Below are 25,438 nucleotides of genomic sequence, written 5' to 3' on the forward strand. Positions count from 1 at the left end.
AATAAAATTACTACTGAATTTTGCCTGGCTTATCGCATGATAATTATTTTTTATTTGGTAAGGGATAGGGCCACTAACACAACCCTATCTTTTAAGATTCCCATGCGGTTGATTAACCGCATGGAAGTAGCCAAAACTTAGAGTTTTGGTTCAAACAGCATCACTAAATCGCCTTGATATTGGCCATTGGTGCCGTTAACACCTGCGTTAGTTGGTGCTTTAGCATTGATCTTCAGAGTATAAGTGTTGTCAAACCCACCTGGAGCCACAGTTGTTTGTTTGATATTCAACGCAGTACCCTGTACCACAGGTTTGCCTGCAAAGCTGATAGCAACATCGGCCAACTGAGCACCATCAGCACGGGCTACGGTCAACGGCTGAATCAGAGACACGTTCACTTCGTCGTCAGTCGTATAAACACGTACTGGCAGATCGTTAGAAGCGAACTCAGTTTGAGTGTAATCCTTGGCAAAAAGCTCTTCTCTGTCATACCAGGTGCTGCCGTCTGGCTTAGAAACAAAAATAGCATCATTGATATTTGCAACGATAGTGATCTCTTTCTTAACACCCTCAGCGTGGGCAATACCGGTAGACAGAATAGCAGCGGCGATAACAGACAGAACAATCTTATTCATTACTTACTTTCCTTTTTACAATTAATACGACGTCCTTTTCATAAGGAAACGTCTTTCATGTTTATTACTGAGCTTGGTACAAATGACCCTTTTCCTATAAGGATCATTTGAAGTCAACTCGATAAATAGTAACCATTACTCTTAATTATCATCATGATAGGGAGCTGCTGCGATAATCCTGGCTGTTCCCTAATAAAATATTGCGCAATATAGTCACTGGATTTGACATCTATTTTATTTATCAGATAAAAATAGGAGAAACATTATGGGCGTTAACAAAATACCCAACGCCATAGGCATTAGAGATAAACCCCTCTTCCATACCAATAGAAGATAATTTCTTTCTGAGAACTTTCATCAGATACCAAAGTTTCTGGTTTGATGAAAGCAGTTCTTTCCCATCTTCACTAAGCATATTCATCATGATGTCATTTTTCAGGATAACATCACCAGGCTTATTCGTTAATAATAAAAGCAATAACCTCAACTGTATATCACTAAGCGTTACAATCCTTAAATACATTGCACTTTCTGGGGTTTCTGCCTGATAACGCATGATTCTTTTGTTAGCAATATCAAGCTGAATCCCTTCATCAAGTAAGAATCCAAAAAGTCTATTTTCCATAATTTCTATCAAGGTATTAATGTTAAGTATAAAACCATCACTTCCACTTTGTTTTAAGATGTATCTTACGAATTCGGTGTATCTTACGAGTTCAATGTCGACTTATCAATACAGAATGACTTCATAAATCATCAGTTTTTTACTCAATTTTTTGACATTTAAAGCTAGATTTAACCGCAAAATGCAGGATTTTATTTCAAAAAAAACAACAAATGAAGTTTTTCACAAAAAGAGTAACCTTACATACTGCAATATGAAACATCAGCATTATATATCTATTTTTGACTTAAAACAGATTTTTCATCTTATTTTTATTTTTCTTGATATAACTCAAAAAAAATTATTTAGCTTGTTTTTTCTACCTGCGAGCTATAAAAAATCACATCAATGTAATACTTTCAGCCCGTTACTTCACTGAAAATCATATGAATTAACAGATTGATTCTAATTTAATAAACTCATCCACATCACTTTGATTGTCATGGCGATTGAATACACTCAAACGCTCAAAAATTCAGATGCAGCTCATATTGATAGCGTTTTTTAGCTTACTTCCATTAATCATCACATTAAGCCAGAGGCAAATAATGATTAATCATTATTGAATAACATCACATAAAAGCAATCCTTGTAATAAGTGTGGGTTATGGTTTTGAGTTTTCCCAGAAAGAACATTCTTAAAAAAAATTGCTCATCGCCCTAGGAATGTTCGTAACTATAATTCCGATAAGCAATGTAGGGGAGATGATCATTTGTTTTGCATGATACGAAAAACGTATCAACTAAAAATTATTATATTAAATAACAATTAGTTGTGCTCTTTTTTTGACCATGTGAATTCATTAAAATATACGTATCTTTTCATTTGTTTACACTATTTTTTGATTTTTATCATGGTTTTTATTTTTTATTTAAAATTTCCACTCTCAGTTAGTCATATCAGATTGACCATTGTTGCTCGCATCGTTTTCGTGATAACGATGAGTTGCAGTGTACTTGAGGGAGTGGAGTGTGTCGGATGAGCAGGAAACCCATTATCACTATGATGTTGAGGTCAGCCTGACGGAAAACCAACGCACTGGGCAACTCCTGACGTTACATCTGGTCAGGTGCTGAAGCATCAGCAGCGCAACGGACAGACCCACGAGCCGTTATCGTCTGCCGGGTGGAGACGAAGAATAGCTGAGCAGTGGGGTATAAGCTGACGCAGTAATTAGGACAGGAAAGGTATGAAATACACGTTCTGGTTGATGTGATGTTGAGATACTGGCTGCTTGAAAGGTTCTGTCGTGTAACCTCTTAACGTGAGTTTTTGTTCTACTGAGAATCAAACCCCGGAATGTCATGAAATGATGCGCTCATTCTAACCCCGGCAGGCAACTCATTCGATGGCTGCCCCACACTTTTTATGCTCTCCAATATGTAGTGCCATCATCTTTCCCCCTGCCCTGTTTGTCGCCGGTGGACATCTCGCACACCTTGACGAAACGGCACCATCGGAAAATGTCTAACATGGCCGCCGGGCAGGATGGCATTATTTTTATAGATTAGCCCTGTCTCTATATTCACCCTCCAGCCAAGCATTTCTCTTTCGGGCTGGGTATGGGTACAACGGTCAGTCTCTCTCCTGAAACCATTGCCATGATCAATCGTCTGCCGAGTAATATCAGAGAACAGACCTTACAGCTCCTAAATAAAGCCTTGCCCCTCGTTGATCAACGCATAACCAGCTATCCCAATCAGGTTGACAAAACAATCGATCATGGCAGTTTGCAGGGTCGACGCAATAAAGCAAGACTCCCTGCCTGATTTACTGGGGTAAAGGCATCTAAGGCCCGGTTTAACAATGTGTCCGAATTGGCAGGAGGCCCACTGAATACCTTTACATTCGGTCTTGCAGGAAACAATTCTCGATCCTTATCATATTTTATATCAGATGATAATTTTAAATGCATAATAATCAAACGCTACGTAGAACCGAAAACACCTAATACTTGTTTCATTTTCGTTTTAGGACAAGGCTCCACAGGATTGGTTAAAACACCTGATTTTATTAGATCTGACTCGTCTGAAAATGACATTATAACCACTCACCTTAAGGTATTGAAAACACTCCAACTTAAATAATGCACCCTTACCAACTGAATGTTCTGGAAATACCGATTCTAAAACTGAGTTTGCTATGCTCCTCAATGGCTCGCGAAGCATTAACTCATCTTCGCACGCGATAATTGCACTCAACACACGTTATACACGACATAAATCAAAAATGAGCTGGACGTTATTTCCCTTTGCAATGGATGATACATTCTCACAAAATGTCATCATCTTACTGAGGCCACTAATATGAAAGGGGGGTATCCCACGTTGTATGCAGACACCTCTGATTTTATGTGTTATTTTTTCAATCTGTATAAGTTGTATATATATACCTTACAGCCCCATCACAAATGAAACCATTTTCACTTTTCCAATTCTATAATGCGAATTATATCATCAAATTTTGAATTTTTACTGGTTATAATTAAGCTTACCCAAGCTCCATAAATAATAATAGGCTTCACTTACTTGTTCTCTTGATGGTGAATTCTATCACCTCTATTTTTTCACCGGCCTAGCTGATAATATCTTCGTAGTTATCTATTTTATCATTATCACCGTGTGCCGCCCAGGAACAATCGTTACAGCAGATACCAAGACGCCTCTCTCCTGTGTCACTCGTGAAAACCGTCGTTTTGACGGAGCTCCCCCCGGACAAACAACGTACCTGGTTTGTCGTGGATCACAAAATCAGGCTCCCCTTGTAGCCTCTTTCCACTGATTTTCATACTCACATGGCGATATCCTAATGATGTTTCATAGTGCATCGTGGCTTAATTATAGAGCAATAAAAATTGAATCCAGCGTCATGTAAACCTCCTATTTTAATTAATATCAATTAGTTAACTATATGGCCTGCTTTGTGCGTATCTCCTGGTGAAGTTCCTATAAACAAAAAGGAGAAGGTCTATGGAGTTTGATAAAGAGTTGTTGCTATCCGTTAATCGTCGTGATCTGCTGAAACTGTCCAGTTCTGCGTTAGCCGTAGCCGCACTGGCATCAACCGGGATCTCTACCCACGCCCGCGCACAGGAAAAATCGTCCACATCTGTAGTACCCACTGCCGATAAGCCTATCCGTATCAACTTTAATGAAAATGCATTAGGTATGTCACCTAAAGCTCAGAACGCAGCTCGCGCCGCAGTAGCGAAAAGCAATCGTTACGCCAAAACTGAAATTGAGCAGCTACATAAAAAACTGGCCATGGTCTATAAAGTGGATGAGAAATCTATTTTATTAACTGACGGATCTTCAGAAGGGATCCGTGCAGCGATTGAAGCTAACGCTACTCCAGATACCCAGTTAGTTATTCCTGAGCTTACTTACGGTGATGGCGAACTGTTTGCCGGTATCGCCGGGATGAAAGTGGCTAAAGTTCCGATGGGGAAAAACTGGTCGTTTGATATCGAAGGGCTAAAAACCGCAGTTAAAGCGTATTCTGGTCCCTCGATCGTTTATCTGGTGAACCCGAATAACCCAACGGCAACCATTACGCCAGCCGACCTGATTGAGCCGTGGATTAAAAGCAAACCCGCTAATACCCTGTTTATTGTCGATGAAGCTTATGCTGAGTTTGTTAACTCCCCGGATTTTCGCTCAGTAACACCGTTAATTCAGCAAGGTGCGGAGAATATTATTCTGCTGAAAACCTTTTCTAAAATTCATGCGATGGCCGGTATGCGAGTGGGTTATGCAGTTTCCACTCCAACAATCATTGCCAGAATGGCCAACAAAGTAGCAGGGGAAAAACTGAATTATTGCGGCGTATGTGCAGCGCTGGTTTCTATGGACGATAAGCCTTTTATTACTTATAGCAAACAGAGCACGAACGTCTCTCGCCAAACAATGGTCGCGGTTCTAAAAGAGCTAAAAATTGATTATTTGCCTTCTGAAGGCAATTTTATTTTCCACCATCTTCCAGTCCCTTTAGCGGCATATAAAAAGCATATGGAAGAAGCACATATTCTGATTGGCAGGGCATTTCCACCTGCGGATAGCTGGTGTCGGGTTTCATTGGGTACACCGGAAGAGATGTTAGTAGTGGCAGAGACCATGAGAAAGTTCAGGGTCAAAGGCTGGCTATAAGTCACCCCTGATTCAAAGATGTTCAATGAAATAGCCATCTCTAATAATGAGATGGCTTTTTGCTTAATCCATTAGCGTTAAGTGAAACAGGCTTGTTGCAAGAATTAAAACTTAGGTTATTCATCCAGCTTTCAGTAAGCACACATATTTAGTTACGCCGAGACGACCTAGGGTACAGAAAAGCTCTGCTTTTATAAATCGGCTCTTTAATATTGAGACGGTTTTAACAGGACTTCGTGGCTCAGTGAAGTTCTCTTTTTCAACACAAAATTGACTTGCTGACTCTGCTCGGCATTAATACGAGTGATCTCAGGCTCCGTTTACTCAGGTCATTGCTATCCAGGTCTGTCAGCTTAGTGACTAAGAGAAGTGGAGTTGAGGAGATATTTTGAATGCTGAAACCCACTCGCCCTTTGCTCTCATTGAGGATGATACCGGTGCTTTCCGGTTTAAATGACGTTTGAGCTGGAGTGACCAATAGGAGTGAAACAAACCTACCCCGTATAAAGCTGATAAAAACAATGAAGCATATCCGTTATCATAATGAACCCCGCAAACAAACCGTAATGTGGCTCCTGTGTTACATGTAATACCCGATATTGAAAAACACAGGGAAAGAATAATACCGATTAACGGCAGACCGCCTCGGCGGTTTCATACACGGCGTTAGCATCAAACTGGGTCGGAGCCTGATAATCGACCTGGCATTCACTTTGGTTGGTGACCTTGATACGGAGCGGCTGGCCGATATCGTCATTGAGCAGCATCACGTTGCCGTCGCCGATCACCGTACCCATAAACTGACCGCTGCTGCTCAATACGCTGGCCCCGACCGGGATGGCAACACCGTTGGCATCCCGTATCGTCAGCAGCAACTGGCGGGTTTCCGTTACCGTAAAGTGCTTGCTGGCGACGGAACCGCGCGCCAGGGCAAAATCAGCGGTGGTGCTGTTCAGGCGGATATTCAATGGCAGCGTTTTCGTGTCAATCTGCGCCGTCGCCGTGGTATAGGGCTGCAATGCGGGCAGAATGGCATTGCCTGAATAGTTGGTCAGCGTTGCGCCGCTGCCAGGGGCCTGTACGCGCAGGTTACCCTGTTTAGGAATGCTGACAATGGCAAAGGTATCCCCGATGGGTTGTGAAGACGTGGCTGCACTGCCGTTGGCATAGGCCACGGCACCGCTGGCTGACATCGACACAGACCGGCTCTGGTTGGAAGACTGTGACACCCCGGTCGCCAATTGTGCATAGGGGGTGCGCAGGTTGGCGGAGCCGCTCACGCGCTGCTGCTGGTCTGAACCGGTTACCCCGACGGTATACCCGCGGTTTTCCCCCCATTTCCCCTGATAGCTGGAGCCCAAAGACAGGTTGTTATCAACCGATTGCACCCGGTTGTTCAGCGTACCCTGGCCCAGCGGCAGCGACAGGCTGGCATAGGCCGTTTCGCCAAACGCAGAGGATTGCAGGCTGAGGCTCAGCGTCGCCCGGCCCCAGCGCTGGCTGCTGGACAGCGTATGGGCAATATCACTTTTACCGTTGTGGTAGTACTGGTTATGCGACGCCACGTAGGAGAACGCTCCCCAGCGCGGGTGCGCCCAGGTAATTGCCGCGCTGTTGGCATTGCGCAGGCTCTGGGTGGCCGGGGCCTGCCGGTAGGCCTGGCCACTGAGGGTGTCATCGGCGGTCAGGTAATCCTCTGAGCGGTACAGGGTAGAAAACGAGGTAGAGACATTCCCGCCCAGCGTGGTCTGCGCCTGCATATCCAGTTGATAGCCCTGCCGATTGTCTTGGGCGCGCGCATAACTGAGGCCGCCGGCCAGCCAGCCGCGTTCAGTGCCAGTGTAACTGCTTTTCAGCGTCAGATTCTGGTATTCGCTGGCGAGCAGCCCGGCAGTCGTCATACGCTGGCGGTTGGCGGGGCTGAAAGCCACTTCACCGGTGATGAGTGGCGGGGTGTCTGCCGGTGCATCAACCGCCGCAGTAGGGTTACGGTAACGCCCCAGGCCCAACTGATAACTGGTGGCTTCCCGGTAATTATTGATATCCAGCGCATTGGTCACGGAGAAACGCTGCCGGCGGCCGTCTTCTTCAATGATTTCGACATCGGCAGGCACGCCATTGGAAAAGTTGCTGATGCTGTTCAGCGAAAATGGCCCCGGAGCCACCACGGTGCGGTAGATGGTGCGCCCACGCTGGCGTATTTCAACGGTGGCGTTGGTATCCGCGATGCCTTTAATCGGCACAATCAACTGTGACGCACTGAATTGTGCGCTATCGGCGTAGAGTTGTGCACCCAGCATCGGCAAACCGGAAAAAGAATCGCTGTTGCTGCCAAACTGACCGAGTTGCAACACGGATTTAAGCGATTCCACCGCACGGGAAGCCGAGGTTTCTTCCGAGGTAAAACGATCGGCGTTCAGGCCACTGGAGACGCTGCTGCGGTTGCGTACCACCCAGTTGCTGACGTTGAGCCCGGGCTCCAAGATCCCCTGAAAGAAGCGCAGGTCGTTATTGTTGCCCGAGATCTGTTGGCCGAACAGGTTGTAATTGAGCAGTGCGGCATAGCCACCGCGTTGAAAATCATCCTGTGATGGATCAAATGCCTCTTCGGGCAGCATCAGTTCCAGGCGAAATTGCCCGGGATAGGCTTTGCTGGTCGCGGTGGGCCAAAGGGCGCTGAGTGGTTCGCAGTCAGAGGCGAGCTTGGGCTGGCGCAGTTTCAAGGCGATAAGGAGCGCCTGATCGACACAAAGCTGGCCATCGGCGTCAAATCGGGCATCGACGGTATACGAGCGAGCAGCATTGATCTGAATAGTGACGGTATTGACACCCGGCAGAAAGCGGGCTTCTTGGCTGAAGAAATCGGCGACATCAGCGGTATAACCCAGAGCCTCCAGCGTTTTAAGATCAAAGGTCGGGCTCTTTTCATTTGCAGCAGTCGCCACTGCGGGCAGTAGTACGAAAGCTGATATCAGGGAATGAAAGGAGACACGCAACGCTATCATTCTGGCACTTCCAGTCAATCCGTACATCATTACCGTCAAATAAAATAAGAGGATGAATAAATAACGGGCACGAAACATAAAGTTTTTGTGCCCGCATAAGATGAGGTGTTAACAGTTCATTAAATAGCGAACGCGAAGTTGAGGGTCATGGAACCATCAAGTTTGGCATTATCAGTAATTGCACCGTTCATTATGCTGACACTGGCGAGGTCAAGTTGGGCTCTAATATCGGCCTGAAAGACTCTTCCTGCTTGCAATACATTATCAGCGGTTGCCCAACTGACCTGATTTCCCTGGCTGATATAAGTGCTCGCAGACTGTAATAAACATTGTCCTGGAACGCCTTTACAGAGTGCAACGGCGACCCCATCAACCGTCGATGTATTTAACAATATCGGTTTGAATGCGCCGATTTTGCCGGTTCCATTGACAAAGCCTAAGCCATAGTGGTTGGGAGCCCCATTAGCTGGGTTTGTAATGACCACAGAATCACTACGATTATCTGTTGGCGTAATGGTTAAATAAGTCTGGCTGTCACAAGTTATCACCCAGCTTTTCGTAATATTCCCCATCTGAGTTGTCGCACTTGGTCTTACTAATGACGATGACAATTTACCAAAATCATAGACGCCATTATCCGGTGCCGCGATGGTACAGCTAGGGACTTGTATATTCCCCTTGACCTTGAGCTCAGCCGTTGGGGCTGCGGCTAGTGTATGGGCTGCAAGCAGCAGCAAACATGGCAAGGCAGCAAGTGTGGGCAGGTGCTTTTTCATAACGCAATAAAATCCGTATCAATACAATATTGATGTGTAATGTGGCTGACATGCCCACTTGGCCGGTGGGCACCCCAGGCAGGATCAGATGCCGTAGGCAAATTTCAATGTCATGGAACCATCGATGCTGGTGTCATCGGTGATAGCACCGTTCATAGTGGCAGAGCTGGCCAGAACTGGGCTGACAGTAATATCGGCGACAAAAACCTTACCACTTCTTTGGGTACTGGCCGTGGCGGTTGCCCAGCCAGAACGTTGCCCGGTAGTGATATTAGCCGTTGCTGCTGGCGTAAAGGTGGCAGAAGGCGAGGTAAACAGGCTGGAAGCGACACCGTCTACCGTGGCATTTCTCATTTGCGCGGTGTAGTAACCAATTTTGCCGGTGCTGTTGACCATGCCCATACCGAAGTTGGTGGCAGCGACTGTACTGGCAGAAGAGCCGCGATTATCTTCCGGAGAAAAATTCAGATAGGTTTCAGCATCACAGGTGATGGTCCAGGTTTTGGTCATCGGCGTCAGCGCAGTGGTAGCCGCAGGTTTGATCATGGTTGAAGACAATTTGCCAAAGTCATAGATAGCGTCATCAGCGGCCGCAACGGTACAGGTGGGAACGGTCAGTTCACCGATCACTTTCAGCTCTGCGGTAGGTGCAGTGGCCTGAGCCTGTGCGATGGTCAGCAGAGTAGATAATGCAGTGACGGTAAAAATGTGCTTTTTCATAAAAATTCCATATTTTGATATAATAAAAACGAAAGTCAGGTTTTATTAGCAACTACTATTGGCAACATAAAACCACGGGTAAATATTGATGGTGATATACCACCAACGTTTATATCCTTTATACTTCAAGTCGTTTGAGTGTTGGCCTCATTCACTCACCCTTTGGGTCAGCGCAAGCACTATTCAAATGAGCCTATGCCTCATTTGCCACTCGTTTGCCATCAATAAGCAACTCGAATTATTTTGGATATGTATCGGTGAAGTCAGTGACTTCATTCATTAACTGATTTAAATAAATCAAAGGCAACTCATTTTTTCTTTTGCCTTGTAATGCATGTTAACATTTATTTCCTGCTTTATTTTTTGATACTCATGGCCATCACTGTCTGGATTATATTCCATTGATGCAGGCGACAATGACGATAACAAAAACCATGTTATTTCAGGATATTAAGTCATTAATACAGTATCTTTTTAATTTACAGATTCTTATGCATTTTATCAGACAGTCTGTGCTGATGATTTAAGCTATTCCCCTGATGACATCAGGAGTCTGATAATAAAAAATTACTGATTAATTAATTTATTAGCAAGATAATATAAAATCAATTTCATTTAAATCACGAAGTAGTTGTGTTGAGTTATAAAAGTAAGAAATATGTATTAATAAATAACCCCATCACCCTAGGAATGCTCTTAATTATAATGAGCTAGACAATACTGGGGAGATGATCATTTATTTTGCATGATGCCAAAAACGTATCAAATAACATTAAACCAATAAATAACAATGAGTTATCATTTTATATAAAATACAAATTTACATAAAACTGACATTTAATTGCGTTTATTTGCGTTATTTTTTGACATTTATCATGGTTTTTTCTTGAATACATGTGTTTGTGATTTTTATTACACTAAATAGTGGGGTCTTTTTGTAGTCCCCCCTGAATTTAGTCTTACAGTTTAATGGAGTTCTCTGGTTAAAATGCAACCAATGGAGGCTCATCATGAAGAAAGCGCGTTTCACTGAAACCCAGATCCTGAGGGTCCTGAAAGAAGTTGAAGGTGGCCGGCATGTGAAGGATGTTTGCCGCGAAAACGGTGTATCGGAAGCCAGCTACTACAACTGGAAATCCAAATATGGCGGTATGGGATCCTCTGATATCAAACGCATGAAAGAGCTGGAAGAGGAAAATCGGCGGCTAAAACAAATGTATGCATCCCTGAGCTTAGACCATGAAATTCTTAAGGATGTTGTAGCAAAAAAACTTTAACGGTGCCTGAAAAGCGTGAGCTGGTGCGTTATGTCATGAAGGAACATCAGACCAGCGAACGACGCGGGTGCCGAATTATGGGGATGAGTCGAAGCCTGTTGCATTACTGCCCGAACACGGCACGGGATATGCCGGTGATCGAGGCATTACAAAAATTGGCACATCAATATCCGGCCTATGGCTTCGGCCTAATGTTCAATAAGTTACGCCAGGCAGGACGGTCATGGAATGCAAAACGGGTTTACCGACTCTATCGCCTGTTAAAACTCAACCTCCGGCGAAAAGGGAAAAAACGCTTACCTAACCGGCATCCACAGCCTTTGGCTACTCCACTTAAAATAAACCACTGCTGGTCGGTTGATTTTATGAGTGATGCGTTGCTGGACGGGCGTCGGTTTAGATTATTTAACGTCGTCGATGATTTTAATCGGGAAGCACTGGCCATAGAAGCTGACTTGAATATACCGGCTCATCGTGTTGTTCGTATACTGGAACGACTCAGTGCAGAAAGAGGTTACCCCGCATTTATACGAAGTGATAACGGACCAGAACTCACAGCAGCAGCGTTAGCCGAATAGGCAGAACGCCACGGCGTGATACTTGATTTTATTCAGCCAGGCAAACCGATGCAGAACGGATTTATCGAGCGATTTAACAAAACGCTGCGAACAGAGATACTCGATATGTATCTGTTCCGAACGCTTTCGGAAGTGCGAGAGTTAACAGAAAACTGGCGTACAGAATATAACAAGGAACGCCCGCATAGCTCACTGGGCAATGTGCCGCCAGTTATCTATGCGAGGCAAAAACTGAACGGAGATCCTCATTGGCGGTGGTACTAAAAACTGGAGGGACTACAAAGCCACCTGGGAAGCGCTGTGCGAGGCCAGCCAAGACCGGCAGGATTTGGGGGCGGATTGGGTACAGGAGAACGGCGAGGTGATTATTGGCGGCGACTGGCTCACCGAGTCTGGCATTGCCAACGCTGAACAACTGGAGGTCACCGCCGCGCCCGGTGTGCTCCGGTTGCAGCGGCGGGAAGTGGGAGGATTTAGGGCTTAAATGGGGAGTGTTAGAGATTCTGTGTCATTCCAGTAAGATACAATCAAAAAGGAATGACACATGTCCCAACCCTTCGATTTTGACAAAGCGCTTAAGGCACTCCAGTCCGGTCAGGCATTAACCGGTAAGGATGGTGTTTTAACTCCGCTAATCAAACAGTTAACTGAGGCTGCTCTGGCCGCTGAGCTCAACTCTCATCTGGCTCTGGATGTTGAAGCCAACCGTAAGAACGGTTCCGGTAAAAAGACGATTAAAGCCCCGACCGGCAGCTTCGAACTGGCGACTCCGCGTGATCGTAATGGCTCTTTTGAGCCTCAGTTAGTGAAAAAGCACCAGACCACGCTGTCCGATGAAATTGAACGCAAGATCATCCGCCTGTTTGCGCTGGGGATGAGCTATCAGGACATCAGCCGAGAAATTGAAGATTTATATGCTTTCAGTGTCTCTACCGCCACCATCAGCGCTGTTACGGATAAAGTCATCCCCGAATTAAAACAGTGGCAGCAGCGCCCGCTGGAGAAGGTTTATCCTTTCGTCTGGCTGGATGCTATTCACTATAAAATCCGCGAGGATGGCCGTTACCAGAGCAAAGCCGTTTACACTGTGTTGGCGCTGAATCTGGAAGGCAAAAAAGAAATTCTGGGCCTGTATCTGTCGGAAAGCGAAGGTGCAAACTTCTGGTTAACCGTATTAAGCGACCTGCAAAACCGTGGCGTTGAAGATATTCTGATCGCCTGTGTGGATGGATTGACCGGCTTCCCAGAAGCAATAAACAGTATTTATCCGCAGACGGAAGTTCAACTCTGCATTATTCATCAGATACGTAACTCGATTAAATATGTGGCGTCGAAGCACCATAAAGCCTTTATGACTGACCTGAAGCCAGTGTATCGTGCGGTGTCAAAAGAGGCGGCGGAAACGGCGCTGGATGAGTTGGAGGCAAAATGGGGCCAGCAGTATCCGGTGGTGCTCCAGTCGTGGCGTCGCAAGTGGGGAAACCTGTCAGCGTACTTCCGCTATCCGGCGACTATCCGTAAGGTCATTTACACCACGAATGCCATCGAATCGGTACACCGTCAGTTCAGGAAGCTGACCAAAACCAAAGGTGCTTTCCCCAATGAAAACAGTCTTCTGAAGCTACTTTATCTGGGTCTGATGAATGCACAGGAAAAATGGACAATGCCCATTCAGAGCTGGAATTTGACATTGTCGCAGTTAGCCATTTATTTTGAAGGGCGGCTGAATAATGTGATGACGCTGTAGAATTTTTAACGTGACACAGAATTCTGAACACTCTCCTTAAATGTATTAGCTCAGACCTGATCTGACAGTTACCGGTTATTTATACAGGTATCTGTCAGATTACATCTGGCTTAAGTTTTTCTCAGCCCAGATGCGCTTTCCATCAAGTAATGTTTCCATTGGCGTTCTGCCACAGCACATTTTCCCCTGATGAGTTCGCTCATTATTATAGTGAGCCAGCCATTCATCAAGATCCGATTGTAATGTATCGAGCTCACCATACAGCTTTTTACGGAACGTGACCTGATAAAACTCGTTCAGTATCGTTTTGTGGAACCGCTCGCAGATGCCGTTTGTCTGCGGTGACATCGCTTTGGTTTTCGTGTGGTCGATGTCATTTATCGCCAGGTAGAGCTGGTAATCATGTTGCTCCACTTTGCCACAAAACTCTGTGCCTCTGTCGGTCAGTATTCTCAGCATTGGCAGTCCATGCGACTCGTAAAAGGGGAGCACACGGTCATTCAGCAGGTCAGCCGCAGTAATCGGGGTTTTGGTGACATACAGCTTGCAGTGAGCAACCTTCGAGTATGTATCAACAAAGGTCTGCTGATAGATACGCCCGACGCCTTTCAGATTGCCGACGTAGAACGTATCCTGTGAGCCCAGATAGCCGGGATGGGCGGTTTCGATTTCACCACATACCTGGTCATCACTGGCTTTACGCTCCAGTGCCACTATCTGTGCTTCAGTCAGTTCGATACCGTCATGGGCCACTTTTTCTTCCAGTGCTTTCAGCCGCTTTTTGAAGTTCTCAAGTGAGTGACGCAGCCAGACAGAACGGACGCCGCTTCCTGAGATAAAAACGCCTTGTTTACGCAGTTCATTACTGCTCCGGTGCTGACCATGCGCAGGGAACGCGATAGCGTAATCAACAACGACCTGCTCAGTGGCATTATCAGTACGGTTTTTGATGTTGGAAGCACGTCGACTGCGGTTAATTAGTGCATCCACGCCACCTTCATCAGCCAACTCCCGATAACGGTAAAACGTATCGCGTGAGACGCCCATGATTTTACAGGCTTTTGACACGTTGCTAAGTTCTTCGGCCAGATTGAGCAAACCTGTTTTGTGTTTGATGACAGGATTGTTAGTATGAAGCATGAGAGTTACCTCGTGTTTTGTATAAGGATTCGACACCCATATCAAAACCGGTAACTCTCAACCTTTCAAGGTCATGTGTCAGATCAAGTCGCGACTAATACAGCTTAAATATAAGAACCCCGGCCAGCTTGGCCGGGGTTCTGCTCTCAGTTCAGAAGATCCGTTGATACATTGCCAGTATCGAAGAACTCTTTAAAAATCCTGACAACAAGATCGAAGTCTTTTGTAAGCTGACGCTCAGGCCAGTAATTACCAAGAATAATGACACTTTCCCCTGATGAAGAGGTTTTATCCCATATGGATCTTACATCTCCTCCAGACTCATCATATTCCAGTAAAGTAACTAGATAAAAGCCATTCTCTGCCTCAACACTGAGTCTTTCAGGCCCAACATCTGGAGCATTGATAATCCTGATATTCACGCTACCGCTGTTATTTTTCAAAACATTTAAAAAATCGATTACGTCAGACCATAAAGGAGATTCATTTCTGACATATTCATCACCAGCGCATAAACGAGAAAGCTCATAATTCATCATCATTTTGTTGGCCCTCTGTTCTCTATTTTATTCATCCCTTGCTGCCAAAAAAGAACGTTACCTGTTGCTTCTTCATATATCGTCAGTGACTTTAATCCAGCCTTTTCTGCCATAGCTCTGACATCACTCAAACAATAGTTACATACTTCCTTGCCAGCTACACTCATCGCCATTTCACGCCCTTGAGTCATTCCTTTGTCAAAAGCCTGTTGAATCACACCTACTTCCGCATGAGCAGTACCCATATTTCCATTAGGGTAGTTTTTATCAGGACGCTTATCGATCTTAGCCTGCACAACATCATTAATAAGTGTTGGTTTATTAAAGTCGGCCAACTGTGAAGGTCTGATCCCTTGGTTAGTGTCAGTAAACTGATTACCATCAACATTCCCTTTTGCTACAACCTTCAGATTCGCATCTACAATTTTGCTCAGTTGTTTCGCTGCCGCTGTACCAAGAATAGGAGTCAACGAAGCCGCTACAATCTTCATACCGTCATAGGTTTCGATGTAGGCTTCTGCTGTCGCTTTATCTACGCCAAGTTGCACCATGGCATAGTTCACCATCGCATCCTTCACCTGTTGCTGATTCTGCGCATCAACACTGGTGATATTCAGCAGGTTCACTATCTGGCCGTAAGCATCCGCGTATTGCTGGCTCACCTTCGAGTTGTACGGCCCGATTTCATACTCACCTTTGGCCGCGATAACCTCCAGTCTTGCACTCGCACAGGCCGCGCTTGCTGCTGCACCGTTGCCACAAGCCTCGATCACTTTCTTGTCGCTGGCGATATCCTTTTCACGCAGTTCATTGATCTTCTGCTGCGCCTGCTCACGCTCTGCCGGATCGTTGCTGTTCTGGAGTTTCTGCTTCGCTAACTCAAGCTCGGTCTTCTCCTGAACGCTCAGGAAGTTATTCTCCACCGCGTTCTTACCAGCCTGTGCACCCACCAACGCATTCGCGCTGCTATCACCGATCACACCACCCGCCAACCCTGCCACCAAGGTGGAGAGCGCACTGATATTCTGCTTCTGCTCTTCACTCAGCTTGGCGATTTTCTCATCAGTATCTGCCCCGTACAACTGACCCGCCAGATAACGCGCCGCCAGCTCACCACCGGCCGCGCCCGCGGCACCAGCAGCAGCCGAGTTGCCACTCATCTCCGCCGCTATCGCGCCCCATACCGCGTGCGCCAGCACGTTGGCGGTATCGTTATCACCCGTGTACTTCTTGATTTGCTCCGCCGCATACGGACTTAATCCACCGGCAATCGCCGCCGCCATATTGCCACCCGCCAGCCCCTGCAACGCCGCCGTCACCGCTTGCGCCGCCTTTTGCAAGTCGCTGCCGGTGCCGTACTGCTTCATCGCTGCCTGGTATTCTGGCGTTTCACGCAGCATCGCGGCGTAGGCTTCTTTATCGGCCACCGTCGCGTTCTCCGGCAACGGCTTGCCACCCGCGTTGAGGTGCGCTTCCCGCGCGGCGTTCAGCCCGTTGATATCCCCCTGCGTCCGGATGATATCTATCGCCTGACCACCGATTTCCCCTATCAGCTGCGCCTGCTTCAGCCGGTTCTGCTCCTTCTCCTTATCAAAGATAGGCGCAATACTGCCGTTCGCATTCTCCACATCCCTACTGAGGTCCGCAATATCCTGCTGCTGGCTGTCTTTATCACGGATAATCAGGGTGCCCTCAGACACCGCCGCCTGGGTGGTGCCTTCCGCCTGATCGCTGCTGTTGGCCCCCGCCAGCGACAGGTTGTTGCTGTTCGACAGTACGTTCCCCAGGATACTGCCACTGGTGCTGAAACTGCCACCCTGGTGTTCGGTCTTGAACTCCGCCTTGTTCTCGATATCGCTAAAGCCCAGCGTACCCGTATCCAGGCGGTTCTTGTCCGCCGTCGCTGTCGAACCGATAACCGCCCCGTCCAACTGGGTATGATTGCCCACGGTAATATCAAAGCCGCCTTGACCGGCGTAGATACCCGTCTGCTCCTGCACCGAGTCATAGTTGCTGTGCAGCTTGTCGCGGCTGGTTGAGAACTGCACCCCACCACCGGCGCTGCCAATCGGCACCGACACCCCTCCCGACACGCTGGTTTGTTTGGCATCGTAACGGTCGCTGTCCTGCTGGCTGCTCAGCGTCAGGTCGCGCCCAACGTCCATCTTCACGCTGTCGCCGCTCACCTGTGCACCGCTCAACGTGGTATCACGTCCGCTGGTGATGTTCACCTGCTTGCCGCTGTCAATCGTGGTTTCCACCCACTGGGTGCCGTTGCCTTTCTCCGAACCCTGGCTCTTGTTGGCATTCGCCGAGGCCGTCACGCCCGCCGTCGACACATCCACACCCACGCCAAAACCGCTGCTGCTGTTCTTGCCCGTCGTCTGCTGGCTGTTGGCTGCACTGCTGAGCAGGATATCCCGTTCAGCATTCAGCGTGGTCTCTCCACCGGCTTTCAACTGGCTGCCCGCGATAGCAATATCCCCGCTGTCAGCACCGTTGCCTTTGCCGGTGGCGGTCACCGAGAGAGTATTCCCCGCCGTCAGCGTTGAACCGCTGGCCGTGCTGGATTGCGTGTGTGATTCCGAGCTGGATTTCTGGCTCCCCAGCGAGGCACTGACACCGACGGTATTCTTGATATTCCCGCCTTTGGCCTGCTCCAGTGCCACGGCTTGCCCAGCCTGCACGCCAGACAGCGCCGCTTTGGTGCCCTGCAACGCCGCCAGGCGGTCATCGGTCTCTTTTTGCGCCTGCTGTGCCGTGTTGACTGCGGTATTCACCGCGCCACCCGCCGCACCCGACAGCGCCACCGTCAAACCGCTGGTCTTCTGCTCGAACTTTTCATCACGCCGATAACTGTCCTGCCCCGGATCAATCTGTACACTGTCACCGGTCACCGACAGGTTCTGGTTGGCAATCACATCCGCGCCGCCAATATGCGCTTTACCCCCCGCCACGATGTTGACATCGCCGCCGGTACTGCCAATGGTGCTCACACTCTGGCTTTGCGTGACACCCCTTTCATCCACTTCATGCTTCGACGAGGTGCTGCCAACCGAGAAGCCGATACCGCCGCTGCTCATCAGGCCGCTTTTTTTCTTCTCTTCCACACGGTGGCTCGACTGCGTTTCCGTCGCCGCCACAATCTCAACGTTATTCCCCGCATGCAGGTCGATTTGGCCGTCACCCACCACCGCCGAGCCCTTCACCGTCAGGTCGTTACCGGCCGACAGCGACACGTTATTGCCGCTCACCACGCTGCCATTGGCGGTGTGGCTGCTGTCATCCTGCCGATAACGACTCTGGCTGCTGCTCAAGAAGCCTTTACTGCTGCTGCTGCCCTGCTCGGTACGCTGCTGGTCGTCATAGCTGGCTTCCAGGTTGATATTGTTTGATGCCTGTAAGGCCACATCACCACGCTCACTCTGTACCGTACTGCCCTGCACGGTGATATCACCCTGCCTGGCTGTTACCGTTACCCCTTCCTTGGCGCTAAAGACGCTGCCCTGCGCAACATCGCTTGAACTCGTTATCTGCCGCTGGCTCTGGGTTTTGCCTACCTTGTTCTGTTCGCTGTCGCTTTCATCCAACCGCTGGCGGGCTTCTTTTATCGTCACCTGCTGGGCGTTCAGACCGATACCACCGGAGGCACTCTCCACCTGTGCCCCTTCCGCCACAAAGTCACCCCCCGCCTGAATGCTGACCCCTTGCCCACCGCTTAAGGTACTGGTGTGCAGCGTCTCCTCCCGGCGGCTGTTGCTCACCGTCGAGGTACGGCTGTTGGCCTTCAAATGGGTATCGTTGGTGGTGGTGTCCGCCAGCAACGAGACATTCCCGCCTGCCTGTAACCCCAGTTGCCCTTCCGCCTGCACCTGGCTGCCTTGCAGAGTGATATCCTGGCCCGCTTTCAGGCTGAGGTTGCCGCCAGACGTCAGGCTGCTGCCCAACGCCTGCTGCCATTCTCCGCTCACCTGCGCCATCCGCTCCCCCGCCTCTTCCATGCCAGCGCTGGTGCGGTTGCCCATCGCCCCGGCAATCACGCTGACATCTGCCGTGCTGCTGCTGCGGGCGGTGGTGATATGCAGGCTGTTGCTCGCACTCAGGCTCAGGTTCTCTGTCGCACTGAGCTTCGCGCCCTGCAAGCTGATATCGCCCCCACTCAGGCTAAGTTCACGTGCACTCATGCTGGCCTGACGCAATGCATCCTGCAAGTTGGTACTCAGGCTGAGGCTGTCGGCCTGCACGTTGAGGGTATCGGCGCGGATATCGCCCCCCTGGTGCAGGAAAGTACCGGTATCAATGTTCAACGCCTTGTCAGCAAACAGATTGCCCGCGTTGCTCAGGCTGCCGGTCGACAGTTGGAGATTGCCCCCGGCAATCACCGCCCCGTCACCGGTCACGCGCACCGTGCTGTTGGCCAGATACACTTTGGGCACCCACACGGTCTGTGGCCCCTCGGCGGTGTCCACCGTCTCGCTCACCAGCCAGACGATATCCTGCTGCAAAGCTGCGATTTGGGCCGGCGTCAAGGCAACACCCGGCACCAGATGGAAATCTTCTGCCGCCTGGATACCGTTGTTCATCAGCGCCTGGTATTGCGCCATCGCATCCTCACCCTGCAACGACGGGCGGCCGGTCAGCATCAGCAGTTGCTCACGCACCACCCGCTGTTCGTAGTAACCATCTCCCAGACGCTTGTGCACCTGACTGGGGTCATAACCCACCCGTTGTAACAGGTAATCACTGCTCAGGAACTGGTTTCTGTTGGTAAAACGCGGGTCGGTCACCACCAGGAACGGGCTATTCGCCGCCGTTTGCTGGCGGAACAGGCCATTGTTGGGGATGGTCGTCGCCACGTTGGTCAGGTGCTGCTGGTCGGTTAACGCCAGTTCTCCCGGCGTCAGTGGCCGGCTGCCCTCGGCTAGGCGCATATCGGCGGCCTGCCAGTCGCCCCCGTCAAGAGTGAGCGAGAGCGGATTGCGTTCCCACTCCGCACGTTCAGCCGCCGCCGCGTTCTGTGCCGCTTCAACGGCGCTGATTTGAGCCTGGTTGACCGTGGTATTGTCCAGATGTGCACCACTGAGTGTCACCTGACCATAACCGCTGATCACTCCGTCGATGGTGGTCAACGCCGTGGTTTCATCACGGTTAAACGTGGGATACCAGTGATTGGTGTTTCTGTCGTAGTGATCGACAATCACTTCCTGCCGCCGTTCGTTCACCGAATAGCCCCGGTTGATGATGTTGGCAGTGCCCTCAAGGGTAAGATTACCGTTGGCGCTGACAGTACTGGCATCATTCAGCAGTTGCTCGGTAATGCGCAGCACCATGTTGCCGCCCGATAACAGGAACGCGCCGATACCGGCGGACACCAGTTTATCGCTGGTCACCGTGCCGGTCACCGTGCGCTCACGCAGGTTATTGTAATCCGTTACAAATGGTATATTGGCAATATCCAGATGCAGTTCCGGGTTCCACTGTTCAAGCCTGCCCCGATCGTGCTCCCGCCATACGGTGTTCTGGTAAGGGGTTGGCACAAAGTTTTGCCGCTGACCGCGCGTTTCATAGAACGTTATGGCATAGCTGCCATCGCTGTTCGGCAGTAACGCCAGGTAGTTCACCCACAAGTCAACCAGTTGCCCCTGGCTATTTTTCACCCGTACTTCCGCGCGTTTGTTGGCCGCATCAATGTTCAGCAACGTGCCATACGGGTTGCTGTCTGCCGCCGCATCATCACGGAAGGTCAACTGTTGGGTGGTAGGGGCCATGGTACTGACATCGGTATTCACCGTTGAGCCATAAGAACGCCAGTAGTAGTTGTAACGGTGCCATTTGTAGTCGCTTTTCTCCACGGCCCGCGCAATCTCTAACCCTTCACGCAGGTTATCAAAACGCCTGGATTCCAGCGTGAGATCCCCTTCCGCTTCAATGTTACTGGCACGGTTTTCGATCAGATCGCCGCTGGAGAGGGATAACGAGCCCGCACTGTAAATCAGCGCACCGTCGCGGTTGGTTAAGCGCTCACCCGTGATCAGATCGATGTGTTCCGTGGCGGCAATCAAGGCTTCACGGCCATGGTTGTCAATAATCCGGCTGTTGATGACCAGATTATCGGCCATCAACGTCGCCTGGTTGTCCACACTGTCGGCCTGGAAGGCCAGCGTATCCGCCTCTATGCGCCCCTGATTGAGCAATGCCCCGGTAGTCAGATGCAGTGTTTTACCCACCAGGCTGGCCAGGTTGGTGAAATGCGCACTGTGCAGCGTCAGATCCCCCGGCAGTAGCCAATCCGCCAGATTGGTCAACACCCCCGCGACGCTCAGGGTCACCGATTGGTTACTGCTTATCGTATCACCAGCACGATGGGTGTAATCCTGCTGTACCGAAAGCGTTAACGCCTGCTGGCTGAGCAGTGTGCCACCTTGGTTATCAAACGACTGAACGCTGGCCGTTAACGCGCCGCCGCTCTGGATGTTGCCGCCTTGGTTGAACAGCGCCAGAGAAGGAACGTACCCACCGCTGATACTGAGGGCGCCATTGGCTAAAAGCGCCCCCTGGCGGTTATCCAGCGTATCTAAACGCGATAGGGTCAAGGTGCCCGCACTTTGTACGCGGCCAGCGGTGTTATCCAGATAGCGCGTATTCAGTACCATCTGCGTGGTCCCGATCAACAGACCGCCGTCACGGTTATTCACCCCCTCAGCGGACAGGTTCAACGCGCCCTGGCTGCTGATGATCCCCTGATAACGGTTGTCGATACTCACACTATTGAGTGTCACATCCTGGCTGGAGATTAACTGCCCGGCCTGGTTATCCAGGCTGTTGCTGTTCAGAGTGAGAGCACCTCCGCTGTGGAGTTTACCCTGCTGGTTATTGAGGTGCCCAAGCTGATAGTGGCCCGTACCCTGGCTAATCACGGTGCCTGTCTGGTTAACCAACTGGTTGGCGGTGAGTTGGATCCCCCCCAGGCTGCTTATCACACCTTGCTGGTTCTGCAGCACATCCGTGGCTATCTGCAACGCCTGATTGGCACGCACCGTCCCTTGGGTATTATCTAATGCACCTGAGATCTGCGCATTGAGTTGCTGCTGGCTGTCGATTATCCCTTGTGTGTTCAACAACTGTGCGGCGCTGAACTGCATACCTTCGCCGCTTTGCAGCTTGCCCAGGCGGTTATCCAGGGTGCCCTTTAACGTTAATTGCAGCTGTTTCTGGCTGTACAGCAAGCCGTTTTGCCGGTTATCGATATCCTGAGCCTGAATAGAGAGCTGTTCACCCGCCAGCAGTTGCCCGCCCGCATTATGTAGCACACCCGCAGGCGTGCTGTTAGCCAACCCTTGTAGCCAAAGGTGCGCCTGTGCGCTGATTTTACCCCCTTGGTTATACACATCCTGTACCGTGCGCAGTATCAGGTTGCCCGCAGACTGGAGAGTGCCGTGCTGGTTATCCCAGCTCGTCACGCTCAGGTCGGCATCCTGTTGGCTGACGATTTGCCCATCACGGTTATCAACGCCTTGGCTGGCTAGCGTCAATGTGCCCAGGCTGCCAATCCACCCTTGAGTGTTGAAGATATTTTCAGCCTGTAAGCGCTGTGCCCGCTGGCTGATAATGTTGCCATTGCGGTTATCCAAGGCGCGGGTGAACTGCATATCCAGCGAGCCTAACGCCTCGATTTCACCCTGTGTATTAACCAGATTAAGCGCACGTAGCGTGCTGCTGCCACCGCTGGCCAGCTTTCCGCCCTGGTTGTCCAAGGCTCCGGCAAGGTCTACTGTCAATGCCTGTTGGCTTTGCACCCATCCCTGCTGCCGGTTGTTGAGCTGCCCGCCAGACAGTGACAAGTCTCCACCGCTCAGCAGCTTGCCTTCATCATTATTGAACAGGCTGAGTGCGCCACCTTGCCAAGACAAATCCTGTTGCGCCGTTAAGAAACCCGCCTGGTTATCAACATTGCCCGTGGTACGGAGAACCAACCCACCGCCAGATTGCAGCTTGCCTGCCGCATTGTTCAGGCTGCCCACCGCGACGTTCGCCTGCTTCGCCCCCAGCGCGGTGCCCTTGCGGTTATCCCACTCACCTGCAGTGCTGATATCCAGCGTTTCCCCGGCTTCTATCAGCCCTTGCTGGTTGTCGATAAACTCTTGTGCATCAAGGCGTAATCCCCCTTGGCTCACCAGTAAACCCTGCGCGTTGTGCAGCGCCTGAGTGGTGAGTTGCAGGTTCTGGCCACGGATCTCACCGGCACGGTTATTCACCGCGGCCTGGCTGTTCAGGGCCAGATCCCCACCGGCAAGCAGCTTGCCCTGGTTATTGTTCACCCCACGTTGTGCCGTAAGTACCAGGTGTGATTGGCTTTGCAGCGTCCCCTGTTGGTTATCCAACGTACCGAGTTCTAACTGCAAACTGCCGTTGCTGCCCACGACGCCAGAGTGGTTGACCAATAAATCGCTCACTCGCCAATGCTGCGCCGTGCCGTCCAACGCCACCAGCCGCCCACGCAGGTTATTGAGCGTGCGGGTATTCAGATTGAGTTGCTGGGCTTCGATGCTGCCATCGGTATTATCCAGCTCGCCCGTGAGCGCGAAGCGGCTTTCACCGGTTCCCACCTGTGACCAGACACCCGCTTGGTTGAACAAGCTGTTGGCAGTGATTTGCCAACGCCCCGCACGGATTTGTGCCTGCTGCGTGTCAACATTGCCTTGGCTGTTCACCGTGAATTGCTGGCTGTCTACCTGCGCCTGTTGTAAAGCTACATCTCCGGCCCGTGCGGTCAATACCGCCTGCTCTGCGGCCAAGCGGCTTTGGCTTAAATCCACCCGTCGACCGGTAACACTGATCTTTTTCTGGCTCAGCAGGCTGCCACTGGCACGAATATCCCCCTGGCTGTCGAGAGTGAGATCGGCCGGACGAATAAGCGTGCTGTTCGCATCGCTGCCCGCCAAAAGATGCCCGCTGCTCTGGATACCCTGTTCCGAACGCAGCGTGACATTGCCCGCCGCTGCCAGCGTGCCGGACTGCGTGATCTTACCCTGGCGGCTTTGCACGGTAAGCTCGCCACCGCTGTGCAGTTTGCCCTGGTGCTCCACGCTGTCTCTGGCGGTTAACGTAATATCTCCCCCAGCCTGGGTGTTAGGCTCTGTCGTACCCGCCTGCCAGATGAGTTTTCCTTCGCTGCTCACCACCAGGGTCTTTTCGGCTTGCAGATGCCCGCCCTGATTACGTACCCCCACCCCGGCCTCGGTACCCACCATGCGAATATGACCACTGTACATGCCGCCCATCTGGCCCATATCGATCGCCACGTCAGGCACGCTATCGCCAGCAGCGGCCAGCGCGGTGACCGTCTTGCCGTCCGCACCGATCTGATTACGCCCAGCCACCACCGAAACGGCTTCTTTCGCCCAGATCCCGCTGTTCACCTGCACCGCACGTGCCAGGATATCGACATATTCAGTATCGTGGCGCGAGTCACCATTAAGACCACCGCCTTCAACCTGGATCACCCCACGTTCGACCTGATAACCGGCCACGCTGCCGTCCGCGTTCAGTTGGGGTTTGCCGGTGGTCAATGTCATACGCCCGGCATTGATAGTGCCACAGCCATCACACAGAATGCCTGCTGGGTTAGCCACCACCACCTGTGCCTTACCGCCCGCCACCTCCAGAAAACCGCGTAGCTGGCTGGGGTTATTGCTGTTCACTTCATTAATAATGACTTTGGCCGGTGCCGCATTCGGATCAAGTTTGGCGTTGCCCTGGATATACCCCGCCAATTGGGTGGAGGTCATCACCGCAGAGTTGTTGAGGATGGCACCTTGTGGGCCCACATCAAACTGTTGGTAGCGGTTATGCGAGACGCCAGCCTGATTCGGCGCATTGATATTGACCTGTGGCAGCCCATTTTGAGTGGTGATCACCTCCGGGCGCTGTGCAGCCGCCTGTTGACCATCGGCCACGATACCGTTGGCCAGCACCGGCTCGGCAAACAGGGCCAGCCCAATCAGCAACATGGCAGGGCGCAGCGTTACCCACAGGCGAGCGCCCCCATTACTGCGGCTTTGCCCAGGCATTGTGCTACAACTGCGGGCCAGTTCTGATACCACCCTCAGCTCACCCTGAGTACGGCTGAAAATGATGCGGTAGCAATGTTTGTTCATGGAGCGAATTCTCTAATCAAATCGGTAAAAGGTCTTTGCCTGTTTGCGTATTGC

The 25,438-nt window shown here is 50.3% G+C and carries 10 protein-coding genes and 3 pseudogenes; 4 read left to right on the forward strand and 9 right to left on the reverse strand.

Annotation, left to right across the window (positions count from 1 at the left end; genetic code table 11):
* Window positions 1-137: 137 nt before the first annotated feature.
* Both Z042_RS02145 and Z042_RS02150 read right to left on the reverse strand, forming a co-directional pair.
* The gene (locus Z042_RS02145) at window positions 138-635 is read right to left on the reverse strand and encodes a CS1 type fimbrial major subunit (RefSeq protein ID WP_024913746.1); all 498 of its coding nucleotides are present in this window, start codon (window positions 633-635) and stop codon (window positions 138-140) included.
* A 241-nt stretch (window positions 636-876) separates the two neighbouring features.
* The gene (locus tag Z042_RS02150; protein ID WP_024913747.1) at window positions 877-1,260 is read right to left on the reverse strand and encodes a winged helix-turn-helix domain-containing protein; all 384 of its coding nucleotides are present in this window, start codon (window positions 1,258-1,260) and stop codon (window positions 877-879) included.
* 3,009 nt (window positions 1,261-4,269) lie between these two features.
* On the opposite strand from Z042_RS02150, the gene Z042_RS02155 reads away from it, so the two are divergent.
* Complete coding sequence (locus tag Z042_RS02155; protein ID WP_024913748.1) at window positions 4,270-5,445, forward strand: pyridoxal phosphate-dependent aminotransferase; 1,176 nt, start codon at window positions 4,270-4,272, stop codon at window positions 5,443-5,445.
* A gap of 215 nt (window positions 5,446-5,660) precedes the next feature.
* Here Z042_RS02155 and Z042_RS26450 read toward each other — a convergent pair.
* The 4 genes and pseudogenes from Z042_RS26450 to Z042_RS02170 form a co-directional block, all read right to left on the reverse strand.
* Window positions 5,661-5,902: pseudogene (locus tag Z042_RS26450) on the reverse strand (fimbria/pilus periplasmic chaperone); the annotation flags it as partial.
* A 172-nt stretch (window positions 5,903-6,074) separates the two neighbouring features.
* Window positions 6,075-8,450, reverse strand: coding sequence for a fimbria/pilus outer membrane usher protein (locus Z042_RS02160; RefSeq protein ID WP_024913749.1), 2,376 nt, complete (start codon window positions 8,448-8,450; stop codon window positions 6,075-6,077).
* A gap of 119 nt (window positions 8,451-8,569) precedes the next feature.
* Window positions 8,570-9,226 (reverse strand): DUF1120 domain-containing protein, encoded by a 657-nt coding sequence (locus tag Z042_RS02165; protein ID WP_024913750.1) that lies wholly within the window; start codon window positions 9,224-9,226, stop codon window positions 8,570-8,572.
* An 84-nt stretch (window positions 9,227-9,310) separates the two neighbouring features.
* The gene (locus Z042_RS02170) at window positions 9,311-9,946 is read right to left on the reverse strand and encodes a DUF1120 domain-containing protein (protein WP_024913751.1); all 636 of its coding nucleotides are present in this window, start codon (window positions 9,944-9,946) and stop codon (window positions 9,311-9,313) included.
* A 1,010-nt stretch (window positions 9,947-10,956) separates the two neighbouring features.
* Here Z042_RS02170 and Z042_RS25440 point away from each other — a divergent pair.
* The 3 genes and pseudogenes from Z042_RS25440 to Z042_RS02185 all read left to right on the forward strand — a co-directional run bounded on the left by Z042_RS25440 (window position 10,957) and on the right by Z042_RS02185 (window position 13,548).
* Window positions 10,957-12,065: pseudogene (locus tag Z042_RS25440) on the forward strand (IS3 family transposase).
* A 16-nt stretch (window positions 12,066-12,081) separates the two neighbouring features.
* Window positions 12,082-12,285, forward strand: a pseudogene (locus tag Z042_RS26455) (hypothetical protein); the annotation flags it as partial.
* A 60-nt stretch (window positions 12,286-12,345) separates the two neighbouring features.
* Entirely contained in the window at window positions 12,346-13,548 is a 1,203-nt protein-coding gene (locus tag Z042_RS02185; RefSeq protein ID WP_024914516.1) for an IS256 family transposase, read from the forward strand.
* A gap of 99 nt (window positions 13,549-13,647) precedes the next feature.
* On the opposite strand, the gene Z042_RS02190 is transcribed toward Z042_RS02185, so the two are convergent.
* The 3 genes from Z042_RS02190 to Z042_RS02200 form a co-directional block, all read right to left on the reverse strand.
* A complete protein-coding gene (locus Z042_RS02190; protein ID WP_025297192.1) occupies window positions 13,648-14,688 on the reverse strand; it encodes an IS481 family transposase in 1,041 nt (346 codons plus the stop codon).
* A gap of 146 nt (window positions 14,689-14,834) precedes the next feature.
* Window positions 14,835-15,230 carry a DUF6911 family protein gene (locus Z042_RS02195; protein WP_037406655.1) on the reverse strand — a complete coding sequence of 132 codons (396 nt, stop codon included), beginning with the start codon at window positions 15,228-15,230 and terminating at the stop codon, window positions 14,835-14,837.
* A complete protein-coding gene (locus Z042_RS02200) occupies window positions 15,227-25,384 on the reverse strand; it encodes a hemagglutinin repeat-containing protein (protein ID WP_024912763.1) in 10,158 nt (3,385 codons plus the stop codon). The genes Z042_RS02195 and Z042_RS02200 overlap by 4 nt, the downstream gene beginning before the upstream one ends.
* Window positions 25,385-25,438 lie beyond the last annotated feature (54 nt).

The sequence above is a fragment of the Chania multitudinisentens RB-25 genome (genome assembly GCF_000520015.2).
GTDB classification, from domain to species: Bacteria; Pseudomonadota; Gammaproteobacteria; order Enterobacterales; family Enterobacteriaceae; genus Chania; species Chania multitudinisentens.